The sequence below is a fragment of the Crenothrix polyspora genome, from assembly GCF_900163755.1.
GTDB classification, from domain to species: Bacteria; Pseudomonadota; Gammaproteobacteria; order Methylococcales; family Methylomonadaceae; genus Crenothrix; species Crenothrix polyspora.
In genome coordinates this window covers 43,607-64,152 of record NZ_FUKI01000135.1, presented here as the reverse complement: position 1 = coordinate 64,152, position 20,546 = coordinate 43,607, and the positions used below count along the sequence as shown (strand labels likewise).

Sequence of the window (20,546 nt, the reverse complement as noted above, 5' to 3'; positions counted from 1 at the left end):
CTGAGCTTGTCGAAGTGTGCCGTTCATGCTTCGACAAGCTCAGCACGAACGGTGGCTGTAACTGTCCTGCTGTATGTATAAATATTTATATAGTTAAAAATTAGAAAAAAACTGGCTTATTAATGCGCGATATACTGATTACAGCGATTGTTTTAATAGGGTGTCTTTATACCCTTAAAAAACCTTATATTGGTGTGTATTTGTGGGCATGGCTTAGCTATATGAATCCACACCGATTATCCTATGGTTTTGCTTATTCTGCACCTTTTGCTTACATTACCGCTATTGTGCTTATCTGCTCGATGGCAGTATCGAAAGACACTAAAAAAATACCTGCGAGTGGCTTATTATTTATATGGATACTGTTTGTTATTTTTATGAGTATTACCACGTATTTTGCTTATTTTCCTGATACGGCAAAAATATATTTTATTAAAATAATAAAAATACAGCTCATTGTTTTTTTAACAATGATGCTAATCACTGACCTGGACAAGCTTAATAAACTAATATGGGTTATTGTGCTATCTATCGGTTATTACAGTGTGAAAGGCGGGCTGTTTACGCTAATGACAGGGGGGCGCTTTATTGTCTGGGGGCCTGCTGATAGTTTTATTGAAGACAATAATGGCTTAGCGATTGCCATATTAATGACAGCACCTCTTATGCTGTATTTATCTTATATAGAAGAACGGCAGTGGCTTAAAAAAGCCTTATTGGTTGCCATTGTATTCAGTCTTTTTACCGTATTAGGTAGTCAGTCCAGGGGCGCATTATTAAGTATTATCGCGGTAGGAGTTTTTTATTGGAGTAAAAGCCAGAGTAAAATAGCTTCTGGATTAGCCATTGCAGTTATCGCCGTTGCATTGCTGTCATTTATGCCCACATCTTGGTATGTCCGAATGGATACTATTGATAACTACCAAGAAGATGGTTCGGCTATGGGGCGAATTAATGCCTGGCATTACGCTTATCATGTGGCGAACGATAATTTATTGGGCATGGGATTTGATTCGTGGTCAGCGGAAACCTTTGCACTTTATGCGCCTAATCCAAAAGATGTTCATGCGGCACACAGTATTTATTTTTCAGTATTGGCCGATCATGGTTGGTTTGGATTGATACTTTACTTATTGATTTATTTTTTAGCGTGGCTTAAATTAATTCAGGTTATTAAAATAACGGCTAAAATCGAAGCGTTAAAACACTATAATTTTTTGGCGAAAATGCTACAAGTAAGTTTAATTGCTTATTTGGTCGGTGGCGCTTTTTTGAGTTTATCGTATTTTGATTTGCCTTGGCATATCGTTAGTTTTGTTATTTTAATCAGTGAGTATGTTAAACAAGCAACGAGCCTGTCTGCTTCAGGCGCATTTCGAAAACGCTACACACTATCGTAATTTTTTAGTTTTTAAAAACAGAGGGCTATAAATAAATACCCTCTTGTTTACGCGAAGATGACAGGATTTTTGGGGAGTTGGTGCGTATTAAATCCCTTTATAGCCTGATGTAATAGGGTAGCGTCGATCGCGGCCAAACGCCCTGGGTGTAATGCGAATACCCGGCGGTGATTGCCTGCGTTTATACTCGTTTTTATCCACTAGGCTGATTGCCCTAGCCACCTGATCTGGCCTAAAGCCTGCGGCAATAATGTCTTCTGACGATTGATCCTGCTCTACATAACGTTCCAGTATGGGATCAAGCACATCGTAAGGTGGCAGTGAATCTTCATCTTTTTGATCCGGTGCTAACTCGGCAGACGGGGGGCGAATCAATACGCGTTCTGGTATAACAACCGATACACTGTTACGGTAACGCGCCAATTGATATACCAGCAATTTAGGCACATCTTTAATGGGCGCAAAACCACCGGCCATATCACCGTATAACGTAGCGTAACCAACGCTCATTTCACTCTTGTTGCCGGTTGTTAGTAATAATTTGCCTTGCTTATTCGATAAGGCCATTAAAACCACACCACGACAACGTGCCTGAATGTTTTCTTCGGTTGTGTCGTGTGTATTGCCTGCAAATACTACCGACAACATATCAGTAAACGCAGTCACCGCAGGTTCAATAGGAATAATGTGGTATTTAACGCCTAATGCGTTAGCTTGTAACACAGCATCTTCGTTACTCATATCCTGCGTATAACGCGATGGCATTAACACCACCTCAACCTTATTCGCCCCTAATGCATCCACTGCCAGCGCCAAAACCAGTGCCGAATCCACCCCACCTGACAAGCCTAATAACGCGCCATGAAAACCATTTTTACGGACATAATCTTTAATACCTAATACCAGGGCTTGGTAATCACTGGAAATTTTGCTGTACGGTGCGGCAAGCGAACTGTTGAGCGGATGATTACCCTCAAACTCAACCACACTGAGTTGTTCTGTAAACTCAGTGGCTCTAAACACGACTTCGCCTATTGCATTCATTACAAACGATGCGCCATCAAAAATAAGTTCATCTTGTCCGCCCACTTGATTGACATACACTAAGGGAAGCGCAGCAGCTTTAATTTGTGGACTAATGGTTTTTTCACGCTGGTAAATTTTACCGGAATGGAACGGCGAGGCATTTAATGCTAATAATAACTCTGCTCCCGCTTGTTTGTTGGCGGCAATAATACCGGCTTGCCAGACATCTTCACACAGCGCTAAGCCGATAAATAAGCCATTAAACTCAAACACGCACGGCTGATTGCCGGCTGAAAAATAACGCTGTTCATCGAATACACCGTAATTTGGTAAAGCTTGCTTGCGGTAATTAGCTAACATAACGCCATTGTGTAACACCACTGCACTGTTATACAGTTTATCGTCTGCCTGTTCTGGATAACCCACGACCAGTGCAATACCGTCAATACGTTCTGCCAGTTGATAGACAGCGTTATTAGCGGTATTGATAAAATCTTTACGTAATAACAAATCTTCGGCAGGGTAGCCGGTAATGCACAATTCTGGAAAAATGACGATGTCTGCGTGTAAGTTATCACGCGCGTAGTGTGCTGCAGTCACAATGTTATCAACATTGGCGGCGATATTGCCTACCAGAAAATTGGTTTGAGCGAGTGCGATTTTTAAGGTCATTGATCGGCGTTAAGTAGGTGGATGGTTTAAATAGCATACCGTAGAGTTAGGTATTCAACATGAATTTTGTTTTTATCGTTTCATCATGCAAAGCTATAGTAGACTATGCAATTCCCAATGAAACATAGCATAACTTATTATGAACCTTAGAAAAAATATAGGATTACGTCGAAAATTTGGCGCAATATTTTTAAGTCTATTCAGTATTGCAGCATGTGCTGAAACCAGTATTGCTATATTAGATTTTGAATTAAGTGATGTCACTCTTGCCCCTGGAATTCCTGCCGAAATTGCAAGAACGGCCAGTATAAAAGCTATGCTAGAAAATGAATTGAAAAGAGCGGGGTATAAAATAATTTCTGTTGACTTAGATACTCAACATGAAGCTAACGGTGGTTTCGGGTATCTTTTTGACCACGGTGATATTGCCGCAGCATTTTCCAAAAAAGCAGGGGCTGATTATGTATTAGTTGGAAAGTTACATAAACCAAGTTTTTTATTTGCTTATTTAATGGGGCATTTAATTAACGCTAATAACGGTAAAATGGTAGGAAGTTATACGGTAGAAACAAAAGGCGGAGATAAAAAATTAACGTTAAAAGCTGTCGAAACTTTTGCATCAAAGATGGATAAGGACTTAGATAATATTTACACACCACCACCTCCTTCTAAATCAGTTCACACAAAATAATCCCCCTGTTCTTAAGTTGCGAGTTTAGCGTTTTTGTTTGGTGTTAATTTGGCAGTTTTGCATAGCTTAGGAACGCGCACGAAATAACTTGAGCAAGTTCATGCTTCGACAGGCTCAGCACGAACGGTGGTGGCGTTTAAGTTGTTCAAGTTATTTCATGCACGTTCCTAAGCAGCCTAACCCTGCACTCAAAGTGAACTGGCCAGAGCCATGCTGAGGAGTCTCCCTGAAATAACCCACAAGGTCTGTCTTCGGGCAAAGTAAGATCACGAAATCAAATGCTCATCTTATTTCGTGTGCATTGCTTGCCAAGTTTTACTGCTGTTAGCTTCTATCGGTTATATAATGTTCAGCTTGATTGATTTGGATAATAATATCGCGTATGAAATTGATTTGTTATAACACTAAAAAACATAAATTGTATGTATCAAAACTGGCTGTTATTGCCGGTTTGGTTTTGTCTGATTTTGCTTACGCGCACGCTATTCTTGTCAAATCACAGCCGGTTAAGGATGCCAGTGTGGCAGTTGCACCTACACAGGTTGATGTTTGGTTTAACGATAAAGTCGGTAGCGAATACAAGGCCTTGGCGGTAATAGACAGCAACGGTACTCGCTTTGACAACAAAGATGTTACCCAGGAAGCTTTTGACCCAGCGCATATGTTTGCTACGCTAAAGCCATTACCGCCTGGCACGTATACCGTGCGTTATCGGGTGGTATCAATAGACACGCATATCGTTACCGGAAAATTTCAGTTTTCGGTAACAGCACCTTGATTAATTATCGCTAGCTACGTTCTTTCCAGGCGAGAAAAAACACCATGAAAAAAAATATCTACTACCCTGTATTTTCTAAAACTTTGTGCCTAGCACTTGCTCTGCTTGTCAGTGGTTGCAATAAAGATGACGAGGATAACCAAGCCCCCAAAATTGCGTCTAAAGATAAGGTCGGCTGTTTGGCTACCAACGATTTTTACGCAGTTCATTTTAGTGCGTATTTGCAGCCCAGTGTTGAGTTAAAAAACGTCGATAGAGCCGCCTTGCTAAAACCGTTTTGCAAAGAATTACCCGGTGCCGGCAAGGTGTTTTTTAGTGCAGATTTAATTGATAACGATATTCGCGAAACACCGATTGGTATCCGTGTGGTTGAAGTGAATAACAATGCCAAAGCTGGAGACAGTACAGAAATTCGTACTATTACCGAAATCCCTGCCAAGGCTTATCCTAAAGGTGTTGTAGAAGCCCAGGCGACTATCGATAAAGACGGCGATTACGCGATGATTTTGTTAGTTGGTGGCGAAAATGCCAAAACCGAAGACGACAAGTTAAAAATCCCCTTCCATGTCGGCAGCAACCCTTACAACCCTTATGGCTGGCCAAGAGAAACGTTAATAGGCGTTGCCAGCGGTATAGGGTTTGCTATTTTAGGCGTAATTTATTTGCTGTATCGGCGGGTTAAAAGAAAAAAATAATGCGTAGCAGTGCGCCTGAGACATCAAGCTTTGTTGTCTCAGGCGGTATACAAAAATCAATCGATTTCTTCAATCACTGTATTGACTATCGGCACTTGCACATAGTGCTTTTTAACATTCCAAAAATAGTAATAGCCTTTGTCGGTAGAGGTTACCTTGCCGTTTTTAATCAGCCAGGTTTTGGTGGTTGAGCCATTAGCAAACGTAACCATATAGTCGCTATCTAATAGCTCTACTGCTTTTCTAAAAACCGAATTTTGTTGATCTTGTGTACAACTGGTCAGCACTACCGCCAGCGTCAATATTGTGAGTTTTTTCATTGCGTGGTATCCCATTTTAAAGATTATCGTTCTTAACTCTCTTTGGTTTTAGATTATAATTGTTATTAGCTAAAATCACCTAACACTAGACAATCACAATGAAAATTTTAGTATCTACTTTATTGCTGAGTATTTTTTCAACAGCAGTTCTTGCCTCATCGGCCAGTGATTGGTCTAAAATAACCCAACCCAATAAAGCACCTGTTACCCAGAGCATTGGTAAATACGATGGCGGCTGTGTCAGTGGCGCGGTGGCTTTGCCGTTGGAGGGCACAGGCTATCAAGTAATGCGTTTATCCAGAAGTCGTTATTTTGGTCATCCTGATTTAATAGGTTTTATCGAAAATTTTGGCCGCGCTGCCGCTGATCAAAAAATAGGCACATTACTGGTGGGTGATTTAGGTCAACCCAGAGGCGGACCCTCATTAAGTGGCCACCGTAGCCACCAAACAGGTTTGGATGTTGATATCTGGTTTTTGCTATCGCCTATAGCATCTACCAAAAAACTGGATGCCAATGAGCGCGAAACCTGGGGCGCAAGTTCGGTGTTGGTCAGTAATTCAGATACGATTGATACACAGCAATGGACTAATCAGCATGAAAAAATGCTAGAAGTCGCCTCGCGCATGCCAGAAGTAGATCGTATCTTTGTTAACCCCAGTATTAAACGTCAGTTATGCGCCAATAAATCTAACCATGATTGGCTTAGAAAAATTCGTCCGTGGTGGAGACATGACGATCATTTTCATGTGCGTTTAAAATGCCCAGACAGCAACCCGTATTGCACCAGCCAAGCGCCATTACCTGAAGGCGATGGTTGTGATGCCAGTTTAGCCTACTGGTTTTCAGAAGAAGCCAAACACCCTAAAAAACCACAAGGCAAACCGGGTCGTCCAAGATTGCCTGATCGTTGCGATAGCATTTTAAACGATTAAATGGCTGCCAATTTAAGCCGGAACTTAATGAAGATTGGGCTGCCAAGAGTAACAGCCCAATCTACACGCCAGCTATTATCGAGAATAAAAACGCGATAACAGCGGCTTCTGTAAACTGTTTGGCACGGCCAAAGTTCCTGTTTTTAGATACATTAATCAGTGGATGTCAGCATGCGCGGATTGTCAAGTGAGCCATTTAGGTGTATCTTCCCAATCACGTCGTCCCACTTTGGGGGCAGTTTGTCGATATTTTTTTAAAATAACCAGAGAGTTGCTATGTTTAAATACCTGATTACTTTATTTATGGCCGTGATGTTATCTGGCTGTGGTTATAACAATTTACAAATGACGGATGAAGATATTAAAGCCTCTTGGGCGGATGTACTTAACCAGTATCAACGCCGCGCAGACCTGATACCTAACTTGGTCAATGTGGTAAAAGGCTATGCTAGCCACGAAAAAGACGTGCTGACGCAAGTTACCGAAGCACGCGCCAAAGTTGGATCGCTACAAGCTACCCCAGAATTAATTAATGATGAAGAAGCCTTCAAAAAGTTTGTCGCTGCCCAAAAAGACATGGGCGGTGCATTGTCTCGCTTAATGGTCATAGCAGAAAATTACCCACAACTGAAAGCTGATACCGGTTTCCGTGATTTACAGGCGCAACTGGAAGGCACAGAAAATCGTATTTCAGTCGCACGTCATCGTTATATTGATGCTGTCAGATCTTACAATCTTACCGTGCGTTCTTTTCCTAGCAACATAACTTCAATGATATTTGGTTATAAAACCAAACCCAGTTTTATCGTAGAAAACGAAAAAGCCATTGCTGAGCCACCTAAAGTGGATTTCTCTGCACCCCCAGCACAAGCGCCCGCTACCTTAGTCGCTCCTGCACAACTAGCGCCGCCTGCACCAGCACCACAACCTGCTGCTGCGCCTGCTTTAACACATTAGAACTGACTCGTGATATCAATGCGTTTTCGCTACGGATTTAGCCTATTACTGTTGTTATTTATAACAACAGTGTGGGCTGAGATTAGTATTCCTCAATTATCACAACGGGTAACGGATATTACCGGTACGTTAAGCGCTTCTCAACTTACTGGCTTAGAAGAAAAGCTTGCCGCTTTTGAAGCCCAAAAAGGCAGCCAGATTGCTGTGTTAATTGTGCCAACAACCCAGCCGCAAGATATTGCCGAATATGGCATCCAAGTGGCGGATTTATGGCAAATTGGCCGTAATAAAATAGACGATGGTATTATTGTTATTGTTGCTAAAGACGATCATAAGTTGCGTATAGAAGTTGGGCGTGGCTTGGAAGGTGTGATTCCCGATGTGATTGCCAAGCGCATTATTGCTGATGTCATCACGCCTTATTTTAAGACCGGTGATTTTGCCGGTGGTATTGATGCTGGTGTATCGCAAATCATAAAATTAGTGAATGGCGAAGAATTGCCCGCACCTAAAGCGAAGGTCGGTGGTGGTCAACACGTCGATGAAGGCGGCTATGTTTTCATATTAATCGCCGGATTGTTTGTAGGTTCTGTGTTGTCGTCTATTTTTGGTCGCGTCATGGGCGGTACGCTTGCAGGTATTGGTAGTGCTGTATTAGTCTCTGTATTATTTGGCTTGGGTATAGCCGCTGTTATTGTCGGCATTATGGTTTTCTTTATGATAGGTGTCGGTGGTAACGGCGGTGGCTGGTCAAATGGTGGCGGTGGTTTCGGTGGCAATTCTCGCTGGGGCGGCGGTTCTTCTGGTGGTGGCTCTTGGGGCGGTGGTGGCGGTGGTTTTGGTGGCGGCGGAGCGTCAGGCTCATGGTAATTAAACGTTGGTTACGGCATGCGTTTATGCCACCTTGGCGGTGGCGTATTATTTTTCCTAAGGCTGTGCTTAGCGCCATTGAGATGACGATTAGACAGTCAGAAGCGCAGCACCGTGGTGAGATTCGTTTTGCTATTGAAAATGCTCTTGCACCTGGGCTGGTATGGAAAGGCTTATCCGCGCGACAACGCGCTACCGAAGTATTTTCAAATCTACGGGTGTGGGATACAGCAGAAAATTGCGGGGTGTTAATCTACTTAATGCTGGCTGATAAGGAAGTTCATATTATTGCTGATCGTGGCATTACTCAGCAGGTGTTGCAAAACGAGTGGGATGCTATTGCAGAAGGCATGCGCCAGTATTTTTTAAAAGGTGACTTTCAAAGTGGCTCGATTGATGGTATTGAGCAAATTACTTTATTATTAGCGCATCGGTTTCCAGCTGGCGCAGATCACAAATACAACGAATTGCCTGATCGTCCGGTTATTATCAGACAATGATCGAAATAAGGTAGTTTTCACGAAAAAATATCCCAGATAAACTTTCGTGTTTTTTGTGGACAATCCTTTTGGTAAGTTCAGTATTAAAAAATAAGCAGCGCTTGATTACCAAGATGCAGGCAGTTTTTTTTCAATGATCAGGGTTTTTTCTTCAAGAATGATATAGCCGCCTTTGACCAATTCTTGCATAATTTTATTAATCATTTCTCTGGATGAACCGACCATTGTGGCTAATTCATATTGTGTAGGTCGAGCGGTTATAATGTACATATCACCGTACGGGCGAGCCATATCATTTAACACTTTAATGGTTCTTTCGTAAACATTCGATAAGGCTAGTTGTTTTACTTTTTGCGTCAATGCTCTGATTTTTTCCGACAATACCCCCAGTAAGCTAATAGCGACCTCAGGGTGTAGGGTTAGCCACTGAATAAAATCGTGTTTAGAAATAATGCCGCACAGTGTTTTTTCCAAAGCAAGTACAGATGCGGAACGCGGCTCATCACTTAATAAGGCAATTTCACCAAAATAAGAACCGGTTTCTTGAATGAGCAAGGTAACTTCTTTGCTTTTGTTATCTGTACTGAATACACGTACTTTGCCGGACAGAATAATGTACAGAGAATGCGTTTCATCGCCCTCGGTAATAATGACTTCTTGTTTGAGAAATTTTACAGCTTTAGCTTTTGATGCTAAAACCTGTAAGGCATCACTTGGTAATGTTGCGAGGAACGGGATTTTTTTAAGACCTGAATAAACTTCTGATTGCACAAACTCACCTTTTTTACAAAGAAGTAGTATCAATGCTTTATAGATTACAGGGTGTTGTGACGAAAAGCGATATTTTTTGACGCATGCACAGTTTTTAAAATACTGCTGTGGATAGATAAGTTAAGAAAGAGTCAGTCTATAAGCCGGGTTCTGTCGAGAGCAGCCATTCATCTAGGCCGAAAGTCACCTGTCGGCTCAAGCAATCTACCCAGGAACCGCGCGGGCCACGCGTCTGTTCCTCTATTTGATCTTGCTCCAGGTGGGGTTTACCATGCCACCTCTGTTACCAGCTGCGCGGTGCGCTCTTACCGCACCATTTCACCCTTACCCAGCCCCTGAATTATCTCTCTTCTCTACAACCTTACGGTGGTTGATAAGTGAAAAATTCAGAAGCTAGGCGGTATATTTTCTGTGGCACTTGCCGTAGGCTCACGCCTCCCAGGCGTTACCTGGCACCTCGCCCATTGGAGCCCGGACTTTCCTCTACCTTTATCTTGCGATAAAAATAGCGACTGCTCAACCGACTCTTTCTGGGTGGCATTATAGCATGTTTAGCGCAGTGAGCGTGTTGCCAAATATTGGTTAAGTAGACTTTATTATGCTCGACGCGCGTCTGCACCATTTCTGCCGGCAGCTTAGTTGATTATTGGCCTCATTAAATGGATAACCAAAAATAGCAGATTACTCGGTAGGTTTTAAGTTGATACCCTCAAGATGTTGTTCGATATTTTTTCCAGAACATTGCACAGTAGCTTTCACGTTGTTGTTAATTAATACATTGACACCTGCTTCAATGGCGTGTTCAGGGGTAATTCTATCCACACCCCAAAACACACTGTAAGTGGTGTTGCCATTGGGAATGTCTACGGCGTAGGACATGTAGCGTCCAATGCCTGCCCATTGGAAGGTTGATGCCTGCTGACGTAATATTTTAACCTCAATTTCTGGTTTAGCGGGTGGCTTGCCAAAGCTATATGCAATAGTGCTTTTGGTCTCGCAAACTTCGATGGTTTTTGCTTTTGTGGTCATACAGGAAAACACGGTTTTACTACCGTTTGTACATTTAGCGTAGGCACTTTGGGCAGACAACAGCGCCGCCGCAAGGTAAATAAAAACAATACGTTTCATGGTTATCCTTTGTCGTGGTTAGCGCGTTTACAGCTTATTGATTGATGCCACCTTGGGTTAAGTGCGCCGGATTCAATAGTTTTTCTAATTCGGCAATGGATAGTTCGGTCATTTCAGCGGCAACCTCAATAATGGGGCGTTTTTGTTTATAGGCGGCTTTGGCCACTTCAGCCGCTTTGGCATAGCCAATAATAGGATTTAACGCAGTGACCAAGATAGGGTTTTTGGCCAAGGTTTGTTGCAAATTATCTGTTTGCACTGTAAATCCTGCAATGGCCTTATTGGCTAGTGCGGTGCTGACATTAGCCAGAATGTCTATGCTTTGCAAAATATTATAGGCAATTACTGGCAACATCACGTTGAGCTGGAATGTGCCCGATTGTCCCGCGATAGTAATCGTCGCATCGTTGCCGATTACTTGTGCCGCCACCATTGCCACCGCTTCTGGAATTACTGGGTTAACCTTGCCAGGCATAATGCTACTGCCTGGCTGTAAAGCAGGGAGTTCAATTTCTCCTAGGCCTGCTAATGGCCCGCTGTTCATCCAGCGTAAATCATTAGCGATTTTCATCAAACTAACCGCTATTACTTTAAGTTGACCGGATAACTCCACTATTGCATCTTGGGTGCTTAAGCTTTCAAAAAAATTATTATTGGCTTTAAACGGTAAGCCGGTGTCATCACTTAAATAATGGGCGAACAATGTGGCAAATTCAGGATGTGCATTAATGCCTGTACCAACCGCTGTGCCGCCTTGCGCTAATTTATATACTCTGGGTAAGGTGGCATTAATACGGTCTATACTGTTGCGAATTTGTAGCGCCCAGCCAGCTAATTCTTGGCTCATTTGTATTGGCATGGCATCCATTAAATGCGTACGCCCTGTTTTTATCACGTCGTTTAATGATGTCGCTTTGTGTTCAATGATTTCGGCCAGATGTTGTAAAGCAGGCAGCAAGTGTTGATGACATTCCAGTGCTGCACTGACGTGGATGGCCGTTGGGATAACATCGTTACTGCTTTGTCCCATGTTCACATCATCGTTGGCACTGACGGCTTTTCCGGCGATTTGGCTAGCAAGGCTTGCCAGCACTTCGTTGACGTTCATATTGGTGCTAGTACCAGAACCGGTTTGAAATACATCAATAGGAAATTGTTCGGCATGTTGCCCTGCAATGATTTGCTCTGCTGCCTGCATAATGGCATTACCAGTAATGGTATCCAATTCGCTTAAATTTATATTAACACTGGCGGCGGTTTTTTTAATCAGTGCCACCGTTTTAATAAATGCCGGTGGCATGGTTAAGCCACTGATGGGGAAATTTTCAACAGCACGTTGGGTTTGTGCGGCATACAGCGCATCTACCGGCACTTGCAGTTCACCCATGCTGTCTTTTTCTAAACGGAATTTAGTCATTTGCTATTATCTCGGAAATAAATGCCAATACAGTGGCGACATCAAAAGGCCAGCCCAGTTCTTTTTGCGTAACGGGATGGCGTAATACAGGGATGCGGGTTGCGTAAAGGGCTTGCCATTGCGTCTGCTCGGCAATATCAATGTAATCTGTCGTTATATCATATTCAATCTTAGCGCTGGTGAGAATAGCATCCGCCAGTTCGCATAAATGACAGCCAGCAGTACCCAAAAGTTGTAGTTGCATAGCAGTGGTGTTTGGGCATTTTATTAGCATAATTCATTAAGCGCAGACGCGTTGTTTTCTAAGCTATTTAATAATGTAATCAAGCTATTTCCCAACTGCCTTCAATTACACGCCAGTTGGGTCGATTAATTCGTAAAGTAGCACACGCTTGCTTATCAATTTCATTCAGCATAACGGCCTTGAAACCCGCCTTCTCCAGACCTAATGCAAGTCCACCTGCACCGGCAAACAATTCTACAGAAACATAATTTTTCTGAGGAGCTGTACTTTTAGCGCGGATTTGAATTGATTTATGGCAACTCAAAATCGGAATAAATCAACATCACTGATAAAACGTAGGCCGTAATGTCCTCTACTCATCTAAGCCACAGCTGTATTTTCTGGTGTCAATAGCGTCCAATCCATTCGATAAAGGTACATATCTTCAATAGATACATCACCAATAATATTCCTACCTAACCGGTTATTTTCAAGTAAGGCTTTCCCTAAATTACTGTGCTGTATTGCCCGAATAATACGATTATTAGTATTAACTACTTGAATGTCATGTAAAGAAATGATCTCTTCATTAGGGTTGGCGGAGTCATTAACATCATTAATCCGCTTGTAGTACTTTCTAGGTCCTTCGCTTTCAATAAGTGATGAAACTATCGTCAATGCCCAGGTCTTTTCTTCGGCATCTAATAACCAAAAAGCCGCCGCTACCTGTGCATCCGCTTCATCTAATCGTTTGATTAACGCAGCACCCGCCAACAGCATCTCGTTAGAAAACCATTGCGTTATAAATAATTCTTTAGCCACGGTAGTATTCCTGATTCATTATCGGTAATGGCATTAAAGAGGTCGTAAGCCTCTTGTTCGCCAATAGTGCATTCATAGCGAGACTCTTCTGACCACCTATTAACAACCGCCCAGTTCAGTTTTACGTCGCTACTGAGATTCTCTTGTTCAGTGAGTTTTTGCTTCAAACCCGCTGTAATAAGCAACTTGTTAAGATTATGCGTGTAACTGTCATTGGCCAGCTGTTTATTTGGAAAATCAAATTCTTTAACGTGTTTAGCAATACACGCCTTTAATGTACATTCCAGCGCGTAGCCTGCCAAATAATACGCACCCTGATAACAATCCGTAGCCAAAAGAATCTCGGCTTCTTTAATTCTGATAGCTGCTAAATGTTCAAGTTCATTTTTGTTCATTAGACGATTATATTCACAAGAATAACTTACAGGCCGCTCTTCAAACTTGCTTCAATAAACTGATCCAAATCCCCATCCAACACTGCCTGCGTATTGCCGGTTTCCACGCCGGTACGTAAATCCTTAATACGCGATTGATCCAATACATAAGACCGAATTTGGCTACCCCAGCCAATATCAGACTTGGTATCTTCCAACGCCTGTGCGGTTTCACTGCGTTTGCGTATTTCCAGTTCATACAATTTGGCTTTCAACTGTTTCATCGCGGTATCGCGGTTTTTATGCTGTGAACGATCACTTTGGCATTGCACGACAATGCCAGTCGGGTTATGCGTCATGCGCACCGCCGATTCCGTCTTGTTAACGTGCTGGCCACCGGCACCACTGGCACGGTAAACATCAATACGAATATCCGCAGGGTTAATGTCAATATCAATATCATCATCAATCTCAGGCGATACAAACACCGATGCAAACGAGGTATGACGGCGATTGCCGGAATCAAACGGTGACTTTCTCACCAAACGGTGAACACCGGTTTCGGTACGTAACCAGCCATAGGCATACTCACCTTCAAAGCGGATAGTAGCGCTTTTAATACCGGCCACATCGCCATCAGATTCTTCGATTAACTCAGTTTTAAAGCCACGACTTTCACCCCAACGCAAATACATGCGCTCAATCATTGAAGCCCAATCTTGCGCCTCGGTGCCGCCAGAGCCGGATTGAATATCCAAAAATGCGTTGTTGGCATCCATTTGGCCAGAAAACATACGCCGAAATTCCAGATCGGCCACGCGCTTCTCAAAATGTTCCAGATCATCAACGACTGTGTTGACAGTATCTTCATCCTCTTCTTCCACTGCCATTGCAAGCAGTTCTTCCGCATCGGCAAGACCGCGATCCATATCGTTAATTGTGTTGACCACAATTTCTAACTGACCACGCTCTTTACCCAAGGTTAAGGCTTGTTCAGGGTTATCCCAGATTTTAGGGTTTTCCAGCTCGCGTAATACTTCTATTAAACGTTCGCTTTTGTTGTCGAAGTCAAAGATACCCCCTCAGCGCATCGCTGCGGCTTTTAAGATCGGCAATTTTGTTTTTAATCGGATTTATTTCTTGCATGGGCGTTAAAATTCGTGGGCGTGCGTGGATAAAATAAAGCCTACGATTATAAACGATAAGATTATCTGAGGATAAAGAACTTAAAATCAGTGACGGGACGATTCAGTTATTCGGTGGGTAGGCAGTACAAAACCACTTGTTCTACAGCAGGGAAATTCGGTTAGACTGATATAGGTGAGACACATTTACCATAATCCACAAAAATCTGACAGATGTATTCAATTATTAACTGGCATTACGCAGGGATTATCTTGCAAACCAATTATGTCTTGCATACTGAGCGTGACGACCTGTTAAGCACGCTCATCTAGCATTAATTACAAATTCGACACTTAGCCGCCGTCTCCTATGTTCTCCCACATATAAAAACTGGTTTTAACCACTTCTCGTTTACGTAATTGTTGTGCGGTTATGCGGTATTTTTCCCGTAACTCACCCAGTTCTTGAGCACACTTTTTTGCCACTGTTGCTGCTGCCTGCTGTTTTTCAGTTAGCAAGCTGATTTGAATATTGTATTCGTTGAGTTGAATTATTAATGCTTGGATTTCTTCATCTTTTAGGTTCATAACACATTCCCGAGACTGATAAATCTAATACAAAGTGATAATAACTATCGTTTAGCTATAGCGTGTGGGGGCTTGTAACGCATTAAAGCCTGGTTGTAATTTACTCGCAATGATTGCTGGTATGCAATGACATATTAAAATCATTTCATGACAACATGATTTATATCCGACAATCAGAATGGTAATTTTGCTGTCTCACGTTACCCATCTTATCTGGCTGGTAACAATTGACTTGGCTGGTGTGTTTTGATTGTTGCCGAACCGTTGTCCAATTGTTATGAATGCAGGTGATTTTTTTAATTCAACAAATAATTTTTATCAATTATCAGCTAAAACAGCCAAGCCCAAGTTGATTGGATATAATGTCTCTGAAGAAAAGGGAATGCAGTCTGTTTACAGCGTGGAAAGTAGAATATTGACGATACATTAACGCGAGGGGGAGTGATGGCAGATAACGTTGAAAAGCACAAAATCGTGATTGTGGGCGGGGGAGCAGCAGGGCTTGAGCTGGCTACCAGCTTAGGTAAAAAATTGGGCAAAAAAGGTTTAGCGGACATTACCTTGCTGGATGCTACTGCCACCCATATCTGGAAGCCGTTGCTGCATGAAGTGGCCGCAGGCACGCTGGATGAATCCGAGCAAGTTGATTACCTGGCACAAGGCTATCGCAACCATTTCCGTTTTCGCTTAGGCAAAATGGAGGGCTTGAACCGGCAGAAAAAAGAAGTGTATGTGGGCGCTACCGTCAATTCAGAGGGTGAGCAGATTATTCCTAAACGGACAATCAGTTACGATACCTTGGTGATAGCGGTGGGCAGCGTCAGTAATTCCTTTAATGTGAAAGGCGTTGCGGAACATTGCATGTTTTTGGATACCACCACACAAGCTTTCAAATTTCAAAAACACTTGCTGGAAACCTACATTAAAAATTATGTCGGTAATGAAGGTAAATTGGTTAAACCGTTGTCTATTGCCATTATTGGTGCGGGTGCAACTGGCGTAGAATTAACGGCGCAACTGCACGAAGTGACTAACGTGTTGGCTACTTATGGCTTGAGAGATGCCAATGATGTCAAATTGTGCATTATTGAGGCTGCCAATCAGTTATTGCCTGCATTACCGGCTAAATTAGCCGCCGCTACCCAGCAGCAATTGGTTGCGTTAGGTGTGGAGCTTAAATTGGGACGGCGCGTGGTAGAAATCACTCCCGCAGCCATTGTGACCCAAGATGGCGACTATATTGTGGCTGATCTTAAGGTATGGGCAGCGGGTATTAAAGCCCCCGACTGGTTAAAAGAGTTGGATGGATTGGAAACTAATCGTATTAATCAACTGGTAGTGGATAACACCTTAAAGACAGCGGACGATAGCATTTTTGCGATGGGTGATTGTGCCGCTTGTGTGTGGAAAGGCCGTGACGGAAACGTACCACCCCGCGCCCAAGCCGCGCATCAGCAGGCATCGGCGTTATGTAAATCGCTAATTAATCGTTTGAATGGTGAGGCTTTGGTTGAGTTTGTTTATCATGATTATGGTTCGTTAGTATCGTTGGGCAAATATACGACGGTAGGTAATTTAATGGGTAACCTCATGGGCTCTGTTAGTGTGGGAGGCTTTATTGCCCGTGTGTTTTATTTGTCTTTGTATAAAATGCACCAGGTATCTATACATGGCTATTTTAGAACGGCCATGCTCACGCTTTCCAATCTGTTTAGACGCAGTGCTTTTGCCAAGATAAAAATGCACTAACCTTTTAATCCTCATATTAAAAATAAAAATCCATGTTTCAAGTTGAATACGAATTTAGAGAAGAAGATTTAGTCCATTTTAACCAAATGCGTTTTATGCTAACCGATGAATATAAAAGCAGTATCAAAAAAAATCGTTGGTTAGCACCGGGTATTATGACAATGATTGCCAGCTTTTATTATTATTACTACCATGATTTGACCTCGGCGGGTTATATCATGGCGGTGGCTGTGCTGTGGAGCTTATTGTCGCCGCGTATTATTTTGCTAGACGTGCATCGTAAGATTCTCAGTGGCTATACGGCTAAAGAAAAAAAATTAATGTTCGGTACTTATACACTGACAATTGATCCGCACAGTCCAAACCATTTGCTGGAAAAATCACCGAGTGGCAATAATAAAATGGCCTGGGCGGATATGGTTAGATTGGAATATGGCAGGCGCTACGTATATATTTACTTGGATTTAACGACAGCTTTGGTTATTCCGGTAGCAACGGTTAAATCGGGCGATCTTGAGGAGTTTTCTAAACAAGTGGAAAAAATGATTGATCGGTTTGCGTAACTTGTGTTTCTCGTGCTTTTTGTAAGCAATAAATAATATCAGTGATTAATCTATGAAATTAACGGCTTTTGTTTTCGGCTTAGGGCTGTTGTTATCCGGTGCTTGTTTGGCGGTTGAAAAAACCACCTTGCGCATCGGTGTACAAGTAACCGGTACGGTAGCGTGGGAGTTAGCGGCCATGCAAGCTGATCCGGCTTTTGCAGCCCACAGTTTTCAACTGGAGATACACCCTGTCGCCACCGCTGAAGCCGGTAAAGTCGCCTTGCAGTCCGGTGCGGTGGATATGATGGTGTCTGACTGGATTTGGGTGTCCAAACTGCGTGCTACGGGTGCTGATTTTACTTTCTATCCGTATTCGACCGCAGCCGGAGGTTTGGTCGTGCCAGAAAAAAGCACGATCCAGTCCATTAAAGATTTGCCCAAAAAACGCTTGGGCATAGCTGGTGGTGAGTTGGATAAAAACTGGTTGTTCTTGCAGGCGTTGGCTGCCAAGGAAAACATCAAGCTGAATGCGTCAGTAGAAAAAGTGTTTGCTGCGCCACCATTGATTAATGAACAGCTTAAACAAGGTCGTGTCGATGCGGTATTGACCTATTGGCATTTTGCCGTGAGTTTGGAAAGTGAGGGCTATCGGCAGATTATTGATGGCAAAGCCATGTTAAAAGGCTTGGGCATAGAAGAGCAAGTCCCTATGATAGGTTATGTGTTTAAGGACAGTTGGGCTAATGGCCATAAACAAGCACTCAGTGATTTTTTTAAGGCCAGTAAGCAGGCCAGGGATGGTTTGTGTACCTTGGAACCGGCTTGGCAAAAAATCATTCCGTTATTGAAGACAGATAATGTGGCGACACAAGGCAAGCTGCGTCAGCGCTATTGTGAGGGTAATGTTACTCAGTGGGGCGATAAAGAACAGCAGGCGGCAGGGCGTATTTACAGTTTGCTACGCACATTAAGCAATAACCAGCTGACGGGTGATGCGGACAGTTTAGCGCCGGGTACGTTTTGGTCATTGCCTTGATAGTTTGTCGATAAATTAACAGATGATTCAATTCAGCTAGGATGTTTGAAAGACGACACGAAAAACTCGCGCATATCTCGGTTTTTGCCAAGCGCATGGCGATGTCTTTGGTAATGGCCAGTGTTTTGATCGGAGTCGCCTTATCCATCGGTATCGTGGGCTACCATCATCTGGCTGGATTTGATTGGGTAGATTCTTTTTTGGAAGCTTCGATGATTTTAGGTGGCATGGGACCTGTCAGTTCCTTGCCTAGCACCGATGCAAAATTGTTTGCCGCTTGTTATGCGCTGTTCAGTGGCTTGGTATTCGTGGCGGCAATGGGCATGGTTCTAGCGCCTATTACCCATCGGATGTTGCATAAGTTCCATATTGATGACGAGGATTTGCGCTAGTTATGCCGAATAAGGCCTTGTCCATCCTGTCTGCGATGATTTTTTTGGCGCTTTGGCAGGGCTTGGCCAGTTATTTGCACTCGCACACCTTGCCGACACCTGTCGTCGTTGCGATGGTATTTTGGAAAGAATGCCGCTCAGGGCAATTGCCGTTTCATTTAGGAGTAACCTTGCTGCGTTTGGTGGTCAGTTTCACTATTGCCATGAGTTTGGGCTGTGCCATTGGCATTATGCTTGGGCGCAGTAAAAAATTGGACAGCTTTTTTGATAACTGGTTGGTTATTTTCCTGAACGTGCCGGCCTTGGTGACTATTATCCTGTGTTACGTGTGGTTTGGCCTGGTGGAATCGGCCGCGATTTTGGCGGTGGTGGTGAACAAATTGCCCAATGTCATCGTCACCATACGGGAGGGCACCAAAGCGCTGGATCAGGATTTGCTGGACATGGCGCGGTGTTACCGGTTCAGCCGCCGCAAGATCTTGCAGCATGTTATCTGGCCACAATTGCATCCGTTTGTCATGGGCGCTACCCGCACCGGTCTGGCGCTGATCTGGAAGATCATTTTGGTAGTTGAGTTGTTGGGGCGTAGCAATGGCATGGGCTACCAACTGCATTTGTTTTTTCAGCTATTTGATGTGGCAAGTATTTTGGCCTATACCGTGGCTTTTGTGTCTGTTATCCAGCTAATAGAACTCACCATACTTAAACCGCTGGACAGAAAGTCGCAGCAGTGGCGGCGTTGATGGCCGATATTCACATCACTATTCACAACAAAACCTTTGCGACCGCCACCGAGCCGACGATTGCCGATTTCACGTTGTCGCTGGTTTCAGGTGAGTTTGTGTGTCTGGTCGGTGCCTCCGGCTGCGGCAAAACCACCTTGCTTAATATCATTGCCGATTTAGATTATGATTACGACGGTGATATTGTGGTCGGCCAGCAACACAAATCGCCCAAGATTGGTTATATCTTCCAAAATCCACGCTTACTGCCGTGGCGCACGGTGCGGGAAAATATTGAGCTGGCGTTGCCTGATGATTACGCTGGCGATGTGGTTGACAACTTGTTAGACATCATGCAACTCACTCCCCACCAGCATGTGTATGCCGACCGCCTGTCGCTGGGTATGGGGCGTCGGGTGTCGATTATTCGTGCCTTTGCGGTCAACCCCGAATTGTTGCTGATGGATGAGCCGTTTGTCTCGTTAGATCCGCCTACCGCAAGGCAGGTGCGAGCCTTGTTGCTGCAACTGTGGCAACAGCGCCCCCATACCGTGTTGTTTGTCACCCACGATTTACGTGAGGCGATTACCCTGGCTGACAAGTTGATTTTCCTGTCTGCTAACCCTATGCAGATCATCAGTGAGGTGCTTGTAGCCATCCCGCGCAATGAGCGAAATAACGAACTGGCGGTGGAAAATTTCCGTCAACAACTGCTTAACGAGCACCCAGATATTAAACAGCTGTTGTAATGCGGGGTTTTTCAGTAAAAACGGTTGCGGAAAGCCTTAAAATATTCGATACTCTCAATGAG

The 20,546-nt window shown here is 43.5% G+C and carries 25 protein-coding genes and 1 other RNA gene; 14 read left to right on the top strand and 12 right to left on the bottom strand.

What is annotated here, in order from left to right; all coding sequences use genetic code 11:
• Positions 1 to 122: 122 nt before the first annotated feature.
• Positions 123 to 1,400: a putative O-glycosylation ligase, exosortase A system-associated gene (locus tag CRENPOLYSF2_RS13620; RefSeq protein WP_087144493.1), complete on the top strand. Its 1,278-nt coding sequence runs from the start codon at positions 123 to 125 to the stop codon at positions 1,398 to 1,400.
• 87 nt (positions 1,401 to 1,487) lie between these two features.
• On the opposite strand, the gene CRENPOLYSF2_RS13615 is transcribed toward CRENPOLYSF2_RS13620, so the two are convergent.
• On the bottom strand, positions 1,488 to 3,098 hold the full coding sequence (locus tag CRENPOLYSF2_RS13615) for an NAD+ synthase (RefSeq protein ID WP_087144492.1): 1,611 nt from the start codon (positions 3,096 to 3,098) through the stop codon (positions 1,488 to 1,490).
• Positions 3,099 to 3,237: 139 nt separating this feature from the next.
• On the opposite strand from CRENPOLYSF2_RS13615, the gene CRENPOLYSF2_RS13610 reads away from it, so the two are divergent.
• From CRENPOLYSF2_RS13610 to CRENPOLYSF2_RS13600, 3 genes are all read left to right on the top strand, one after another.
• Positions 3,238 to 3,789, top strand: a complete 552-nt coding sequence (locus CRENPOLYSF2_RS13610; RefSeq protein ID WP_087144491.1) for a DUF2380 domain-containing protein — start codon at positions 3,238 to 3,240, stop codon at positions 3,787 to 3,789.
• Between the two features lie 382 nt (positions 3,790 to 4,171).
• Entirely contained in the window at positions 4,172 to 4,567 is a 396-nt protein-coding gene (locus CRENPOLYSF2_RS13605) for a copper resistance CopC family protein (RefSeq protein ID WP_087144490.1), read from the top strand.
• Positions 4,568 to 4,611: 44 nt separating this feature from the next.
• Positions 4,612 to 5,262, top strand: coding sequence for a hypothetical protein (locus CRENPOLYSF2_RS13600; RefSeq protein WP_087144489.1), 651 nt, complete (start codon positions 4,612 to 4,614; stop codon positions 5,260 to 5,262).
• Between the two features lie 56 nt (positions 5,263 to 5,318).
• Here CRENPOLYSF2_RS13600 and CRENPOLYSF2_RS13595 read toward each other — a convergent pair whose 3' ends face one another.
• Positions 5,319 to 5,582: a hypothetical protein gene (locus CRENPOLYSF2_RS13595; protein WP_087144488.1), complete on the bottom strand. Its 264-nt coding sequence runs from the start codon at positions 5,580 to 5,582 to the stop codon at positions 5,319 to 5,321.
• A 98-nt stretch (positions 5,583 to 5,680) separates the two neighbouring features.
• Here CRENPOLYSF2_RS13595 and mepA point away from each other — a divergent pair, with 98 nt between their 5' ends.
• The 4 genes from mepA to CRENPOLYSF2_RS13575 all read left to right on the top strand — a co-directional run bounded on the left by mepA (position 5,681) and on the right by CRENPOLYSF2_RS13575 (position 8,844).
• Positions 5,681 to 6,517 carry a penicillin-insensitive murein endopeptidase gene (gene mepA, locus CRENPOLYSF2_RS13590; RefSeq protein ID WP_087144487.1) on the top strand — a complete coding sequence of 279 codons (837 nt, stop codon included), beginning with the start codon at positions 5,681 to 5,683 and terminating at the stop codon, positions 6,515 to 6,517.
• A 276-nt stretch (positions 6,518 to 6,793) separates the two neighbouring features.
• The gene (locus tag CRENPOLYSF2_RS13585) at positions 6,794 to 7,474 is read left to right on the top strand and encodes a LemA family protein (RefSeq protein ID WP_087144486.1); all 681 of its coding nucleotides are present in this window, start codon (positions 6,794 to 6,796) and stop codon (positions 7,472 to 7,474) included.
• A gap of 18 nt (positions 7,475 to 7,492) precedes the next feature.
• Positions 7,493 to 8,344, top strand: coding sequence for a TPM domain-containing protein (locus CRENPOLYSF2_RS13580; RefSeq protein WP_087144485.1), 852 nt, complete (start codon positions 7,493 to 7,495; stop codon positions 8,342 to 8,344).
• Positions 8,338 to 8,844: a TPM domain-containing protein gene (locus tag CRENPOLYSF2_RS13575; protein WP_087144484.1), complete on the top strand. Its 507-nt coding sequence runs from the start codon at positions 8,338 to 8,340 to the stop codon at positions 8,842 to 8,844. The genes CRENPOLYSF2_RS13580 and CRENPOLYSF2_RS13575 overlap by 7 nt, the downstream gene beginning before the upstream one ends.
• A 105-nt stretch (positions 8,845 to 8,949) precedes the next feature.
• Here CRENPOLYSF2_RS13575 and CRENPOLYSF2_RS13570 read toward each other — a convergent pair whose 3' ends face one another.
• The 10 genes from CRENPOLYSF2_RS13570 to CRENPOLYSF2_RS13525 form a co-directional block, all read right to left on the bottom strand.
• A complete protein-coding gene (locus CRENPOLYSF2_RS13570) occupies positions 8,950 to 9,615 on the bottom strand; it encodes a Crp/Fnr family transcriptional regulator (protein ID WP_087144483.1) in 666 nt (221 codons plus the stop codon).
• A gap of 123 nt (positions 9,616 to 9,738) precedes the next feature.
• Positions 9,739 to 10,143: RNase P RNA component class A (gene rnpB / locus CRENPOLYSF2_RS13565), an RNA gene on the bottom strand.
• A 153-nt stretch (positions 10,144 to 10,296) separates the two neighbouring features.
• Positions 10,297 to 10,743: a hypothetical protein gene (locus CRENPOLYSF2_RS13560; RefSeq protein ID WP_087144482.1), complete on the bottom strand. Its 447-nt coding sequence runs from the start codon at positions 10,741 to 10,743 to the stop codon at positions 10,297 to 10,299.
• A gap of 34 nt (positions 10,744 to 10,777) precedes the next feature.
• Complete coding sequence (locus tag CRENPOLYSF2_RS13555) at positions 10,778 to 12,160, bottom strand: class II fumarate hydratase (RefSeq protein WP_087144481.1); 1,383 nt, start codon at positions 12,158 to 12,160, stop codon at positions 10,778 to 10,780.
• Complete coding sequence (locus CRENPOLYSF2_RS13550; RefSeq protein WP_087144480.1) at positions 12,153 to 12,404, bottom strand: glutaredoxin family protein; 252 nt, start codon at positions 12,402 to 12,404, stop codon at positions 12,153 to 12,155. The genes CRENPOLYSF2_RS13555 and CRENPOLYSF2_RS13550 overlap by 8 nt, the downstream gene beginning before the upstream one ends.
• A 79-nt stretch (positions 12,405 to 12,483) precedes the next feature.
• Entirely contained in the window at positions 12,484 to 12,708 is a 225-nt protein-coding gene (locus CRENPOLYSF2_RS13545; RefSeq protein WP_245807998.1) for a DNA cytosine methyltransferase, read from the bottom strand.
• 56 nt (positions 12,709 to 12,764) lie between these two features.
• Positions 12,765 to 13,205 (bottom strand): hypothetical protein, encoded by a 441-nt coding sequence (locus CRENPOLYSF2_RS13540; RefSeq protein ID WP_140396870.1) that lies wholly within the window; start codon positions 13,203 to 13,205, stop codon positions 12,765 to 12,767.
• Complete coding sequence (locus CRENPOLYSF2_RS13535) at positions 13,184 to 13,600, bottom strand: HEPN domain-containing protein (protein ID WP_087144477.1); 417 nt, start codon at positions 13,598 to 13,600, stop codon at positions 13,184 to 13,186. Before CRENPOLYSF2_RS13535 ends, CRENPOLYSF2_RS13540 begins: the two co-directional genes overlap by 22 nt.
• Before the next feature lie 26 nt (positions 13,601 to 13,626).
• Positions 13,627 to 14,725 (bottom strand): peptide chain release factor 2 gene (prfB, locus tag CRENPOLYSF2_RS13530; RefSeq protein WP_140396869.1). Its coding sequence is split into 2 segments (ribosomal slippage): positions 13,627 to 14,649 and positions 14,651 to 14,725, totalling 1,098 coding nucleotides; the frame shifts between segments, so codons are not numbered across the junction.
• Positions 14,726 to 15,057: 332 nt separating this feature from the next.
• Positions 15,058 to 15,291 (bottom strand): hypothetical protein, encoded by a 234-nt coding sequence (locus CRENPOLYSF2_RS13525; protein ID WP_087144475.1) that lies wholly within the window; start codon positions 15,289 to 15,291, stop codon positions 15,058 to 15,060.
• Between the two features lie 444 nt (positions 15,292 to 15,735).
• Here CRENPOLYSF2_RS13525 and CRENPOLYSF2_RS13520 point away from each other — a divergent pair, with 444 nt between their 5' ends.
• Genes CRENPOLYSF2_RS13520 through CRENPOLYSF2_RS13495 form a run of 6 tightly spaced genes read left to right on the top strand, consistent with a single transcriptional unit; the run spans position 15,736 to position 20,484 of the window.
• Positions 15,736 to 17,040 carry an NAD(P)/FAD-dependent oxidoreductase gene (locus tag CRENPOLYSF2_RS13520; protein ID WP_087144474.1) on the top strand — a complete coding sequence of 435 codons (1,305 nt, stop codon included), beginning with the start codon at positions 15,736 to 15,738 and terminating at the stop codon, positions 17,038 to 17,040.
• Positions 17,041 to 17,072: 32 nt separating this feature from the next.
• Positions 17,073 to 17,603, top strand: a complete 531-nt coding sequence (locus CRENPOLYSF2_RS13515; RefSeq protein ID WP_087144473.1) for a YcxB family protein — start codon at positions 17,073 to 17,075, stop codon at positions 17,601 to 17,603.
• Between the two features lie 52 nt (positions 17,604 to 17,655).
• Positions 17,656 to 18,621, top strand: coding sequence for an ABC transporter substrate-binding protein (locus CRENPOLYSF2_RS13510; RefSeq protein ID WP_087144472.1), 966 nt, complete (start codon positions 17,656 to 17,658; stop codon positions 18,619 to 18,621).
• A 41-nt stretch (positions 18,622 to 18,662) separates the two neighbouring features.
• The gene (locus CRENPOLYSF2_RS13505) at positions 18,663 to 19,013 is read left to right on the top strand and encodes a hypothetical protein (protein WP_087144471.1); all 351 of its coding nucleotides are present in this window, start codon (positions 18,663 to 18,665) and stop codon (positions 19,011 to 19,013) included.
• A gap of 2 nt (positions 19,014 to 19,015) precedes the next feature.
• Positions 19,016 to 19,756: an ABC transporter permease gene (locus CRENPOLYSF2_RS13500; protein WP_087144470.1), complete on the top strand. Its 741-nt coding sequence runs from the start codon at positions 19,016 to 19,018 to the stop codon at positions 19,754 to 19,756.
• A complete protein-coding gene (locus CRENPOLYSF2_RS13495; RefSeq protein WP_087144469.1) occupies positions 19,756 to 20,484 on the top strand; it encodes an ABC transporter ATP-binding protein in 729 nt (242 codons plus the stop codon). The genes CRENPOLYSF2_RS13500 and CRENPOLYSF2_RS13495 overlap by 1 nt, the downstream gene beginning before the upstream one ends.
• Positions 20,485 to 20,546: the final 62 nt, after the last annotated feature.

Excerpts from the sequence above, each read along its gene's own strand:
- CRENPOLYSF2_RS13500 (WP_087144470.1), top strand. The coding sequence starts at position 19,016 with ATGCCGAATAAGGCCTTGTCCATCCTGTCTGCGATGATTTTTTTGGCG.
- CRENPOLYSF2_RS13595 (WP_087144488.1), bottom strand. The coding sequence starts at position 5,582 with ATGAAAAAACTCACAATATTGACGCTGGCGGTAGTGCTGACCAGTTGT.
- CRENPOLYSF2_RS13580 (WP_087144485.1), top strand. The coding sequence starts at position 7,493 with ATGCGTTTTCGCTACGGATTTAGCCTATTACTGTTGTTATTTATAACA.
- CRENPOLYSF2_RS13575 (WP_087144484.1), top strand. The coding sequence starts at position 8,338 with ATGGTAATTAAACGTTGGTTACGGCATGCGTTTATGCCACCTTGGCGG.
- CRENPOLYSF2_RS13610 (WP_087144491.1), top strand. The coding sequence starts at position 3,238 with ATGAACCTTAGAAAAAATATAGGATTACGTCGAAAATTTGGCGCAATA.
- mepA (WP_087144487.1), top strand. The coding sequence starts at position 5,681 with ATGAAAATTTTAGTATCTACTTTATTGCTGAGTATTTTTTCAACAGCA.
- CRENPOLYSF2_RS13520 (WP_087144474.1), top strand. The coding sequence starts at position 15,736 with ATGGCAGATAACGTTGAAAAGCACAAAATCGTGATTGTGGGCGGGGGA.
- CRENPOLYSF2_RS13525 (WP_087144475.1), bottom strand. The coding sequence starts at position 15,291 with ATGAACCTAAAAGATGAAGAAATCCAAGCATTAATAATTCAACTCAAC.
- CRENPOLYSF2_RS13555 (WP_087144481.1), bottom strand. The coding sequence starts at position 12,160 with ATGACTAAATTCCGTTTAGAAAAAGACAGCATGGGTGAACTGCAAGTG.
- CRENPOLYSF2_RS13605 (WP_087144490.1), top strand. The coding sequence starts at position 4,172 with ATGAAATTGATTTGTTATAACACTAAAAAACATAAATTGTATGTATCA.
- CRENPOLYSF2_RS13515 (WP_087144473.1), top strand. The coding sequence starts at position 17,073 with ATGTTTCAAGTTGAATACGAATTTAGAGAAGAAGATTTAGTCCATTTT.
- CRENPOLYSF2_RS13585 (WP_087144486.1), top strand. The coding sequence starts at position 6,794 with ATGTTTAAATACCTGATTACTTTATTTATGGCCGTGATGTTATCTGGC.
- CRENPOLYSF2_RS13535 (WP_087144477.1), bottom strand. The coding sequence starts at position 13,600 with ATGAACAAAAATGAACTTGAACATTTAGCAGCTATCAGAATTAAAGAA.
- CRENPOLYSF2_RS13620 (WP_087144493.1), top strand. The coding sequence starts at position 123 with ATGCGCGATATACTGATTACAGCGATTGTTTTAATAGGGTGTCTTTAT.
- CRENPOLYSF2_RS13510 (WP_087144472.1), top strand. The coding sequence starts at position 17,656 with ATGAAATTAACGGCTTTTGTTTTCGGCTTAGGGCTGTTGTTATCCGGT.
- CRENPOLYSF2_RS13560 (WP_087144482.1), bottom strand. The coding sequence starts at position 10,743 with ATGAAACGTATTGTTTTTATTTACCTTGCGGCGGCGCTGTTGTCTGCC.
- CRENPOLYSF2_RS13600 (WP_087144489.1), top strand. The coding sequence starts at position 4,612 with ATGAAAAAAAATATCTACTACCCTGTATTTTCTAAAACTTTGTGCCTA.
- CRENPOLYSF2_RS13495 (WP_087144469.1), top strand. The coding sequence starts at position 19,756 with ATGGCCGATATTCACATCACTATTCACAACAAAACCTTTGCGACCGCC.
- CRENPOLYSF2_RS13615 (WP_087144492.1), bottom strand. The coding sequence starts at position 3,098 with ATGACCTTAAAAATCGCACTCGCTCAAACCAATTTTCTGGTAGGCAAT.
- CRENPOLYSF2_RS13505 (WP_087144471.1), top strand. The coding sequence starts at position 18,663 with ATGTTTGAAAGACGACACGAAAAACTCGCGCATATCTCGGTTTTTGCC.
- CRENPOLYSF2_RS13550 (WP_087144480.1), bottom strand. The coding sequence starts at position 12,404 with ATGCAACTACAACTTTTGGGTACTGCTGGCTGTCATTTATGCGAACTG.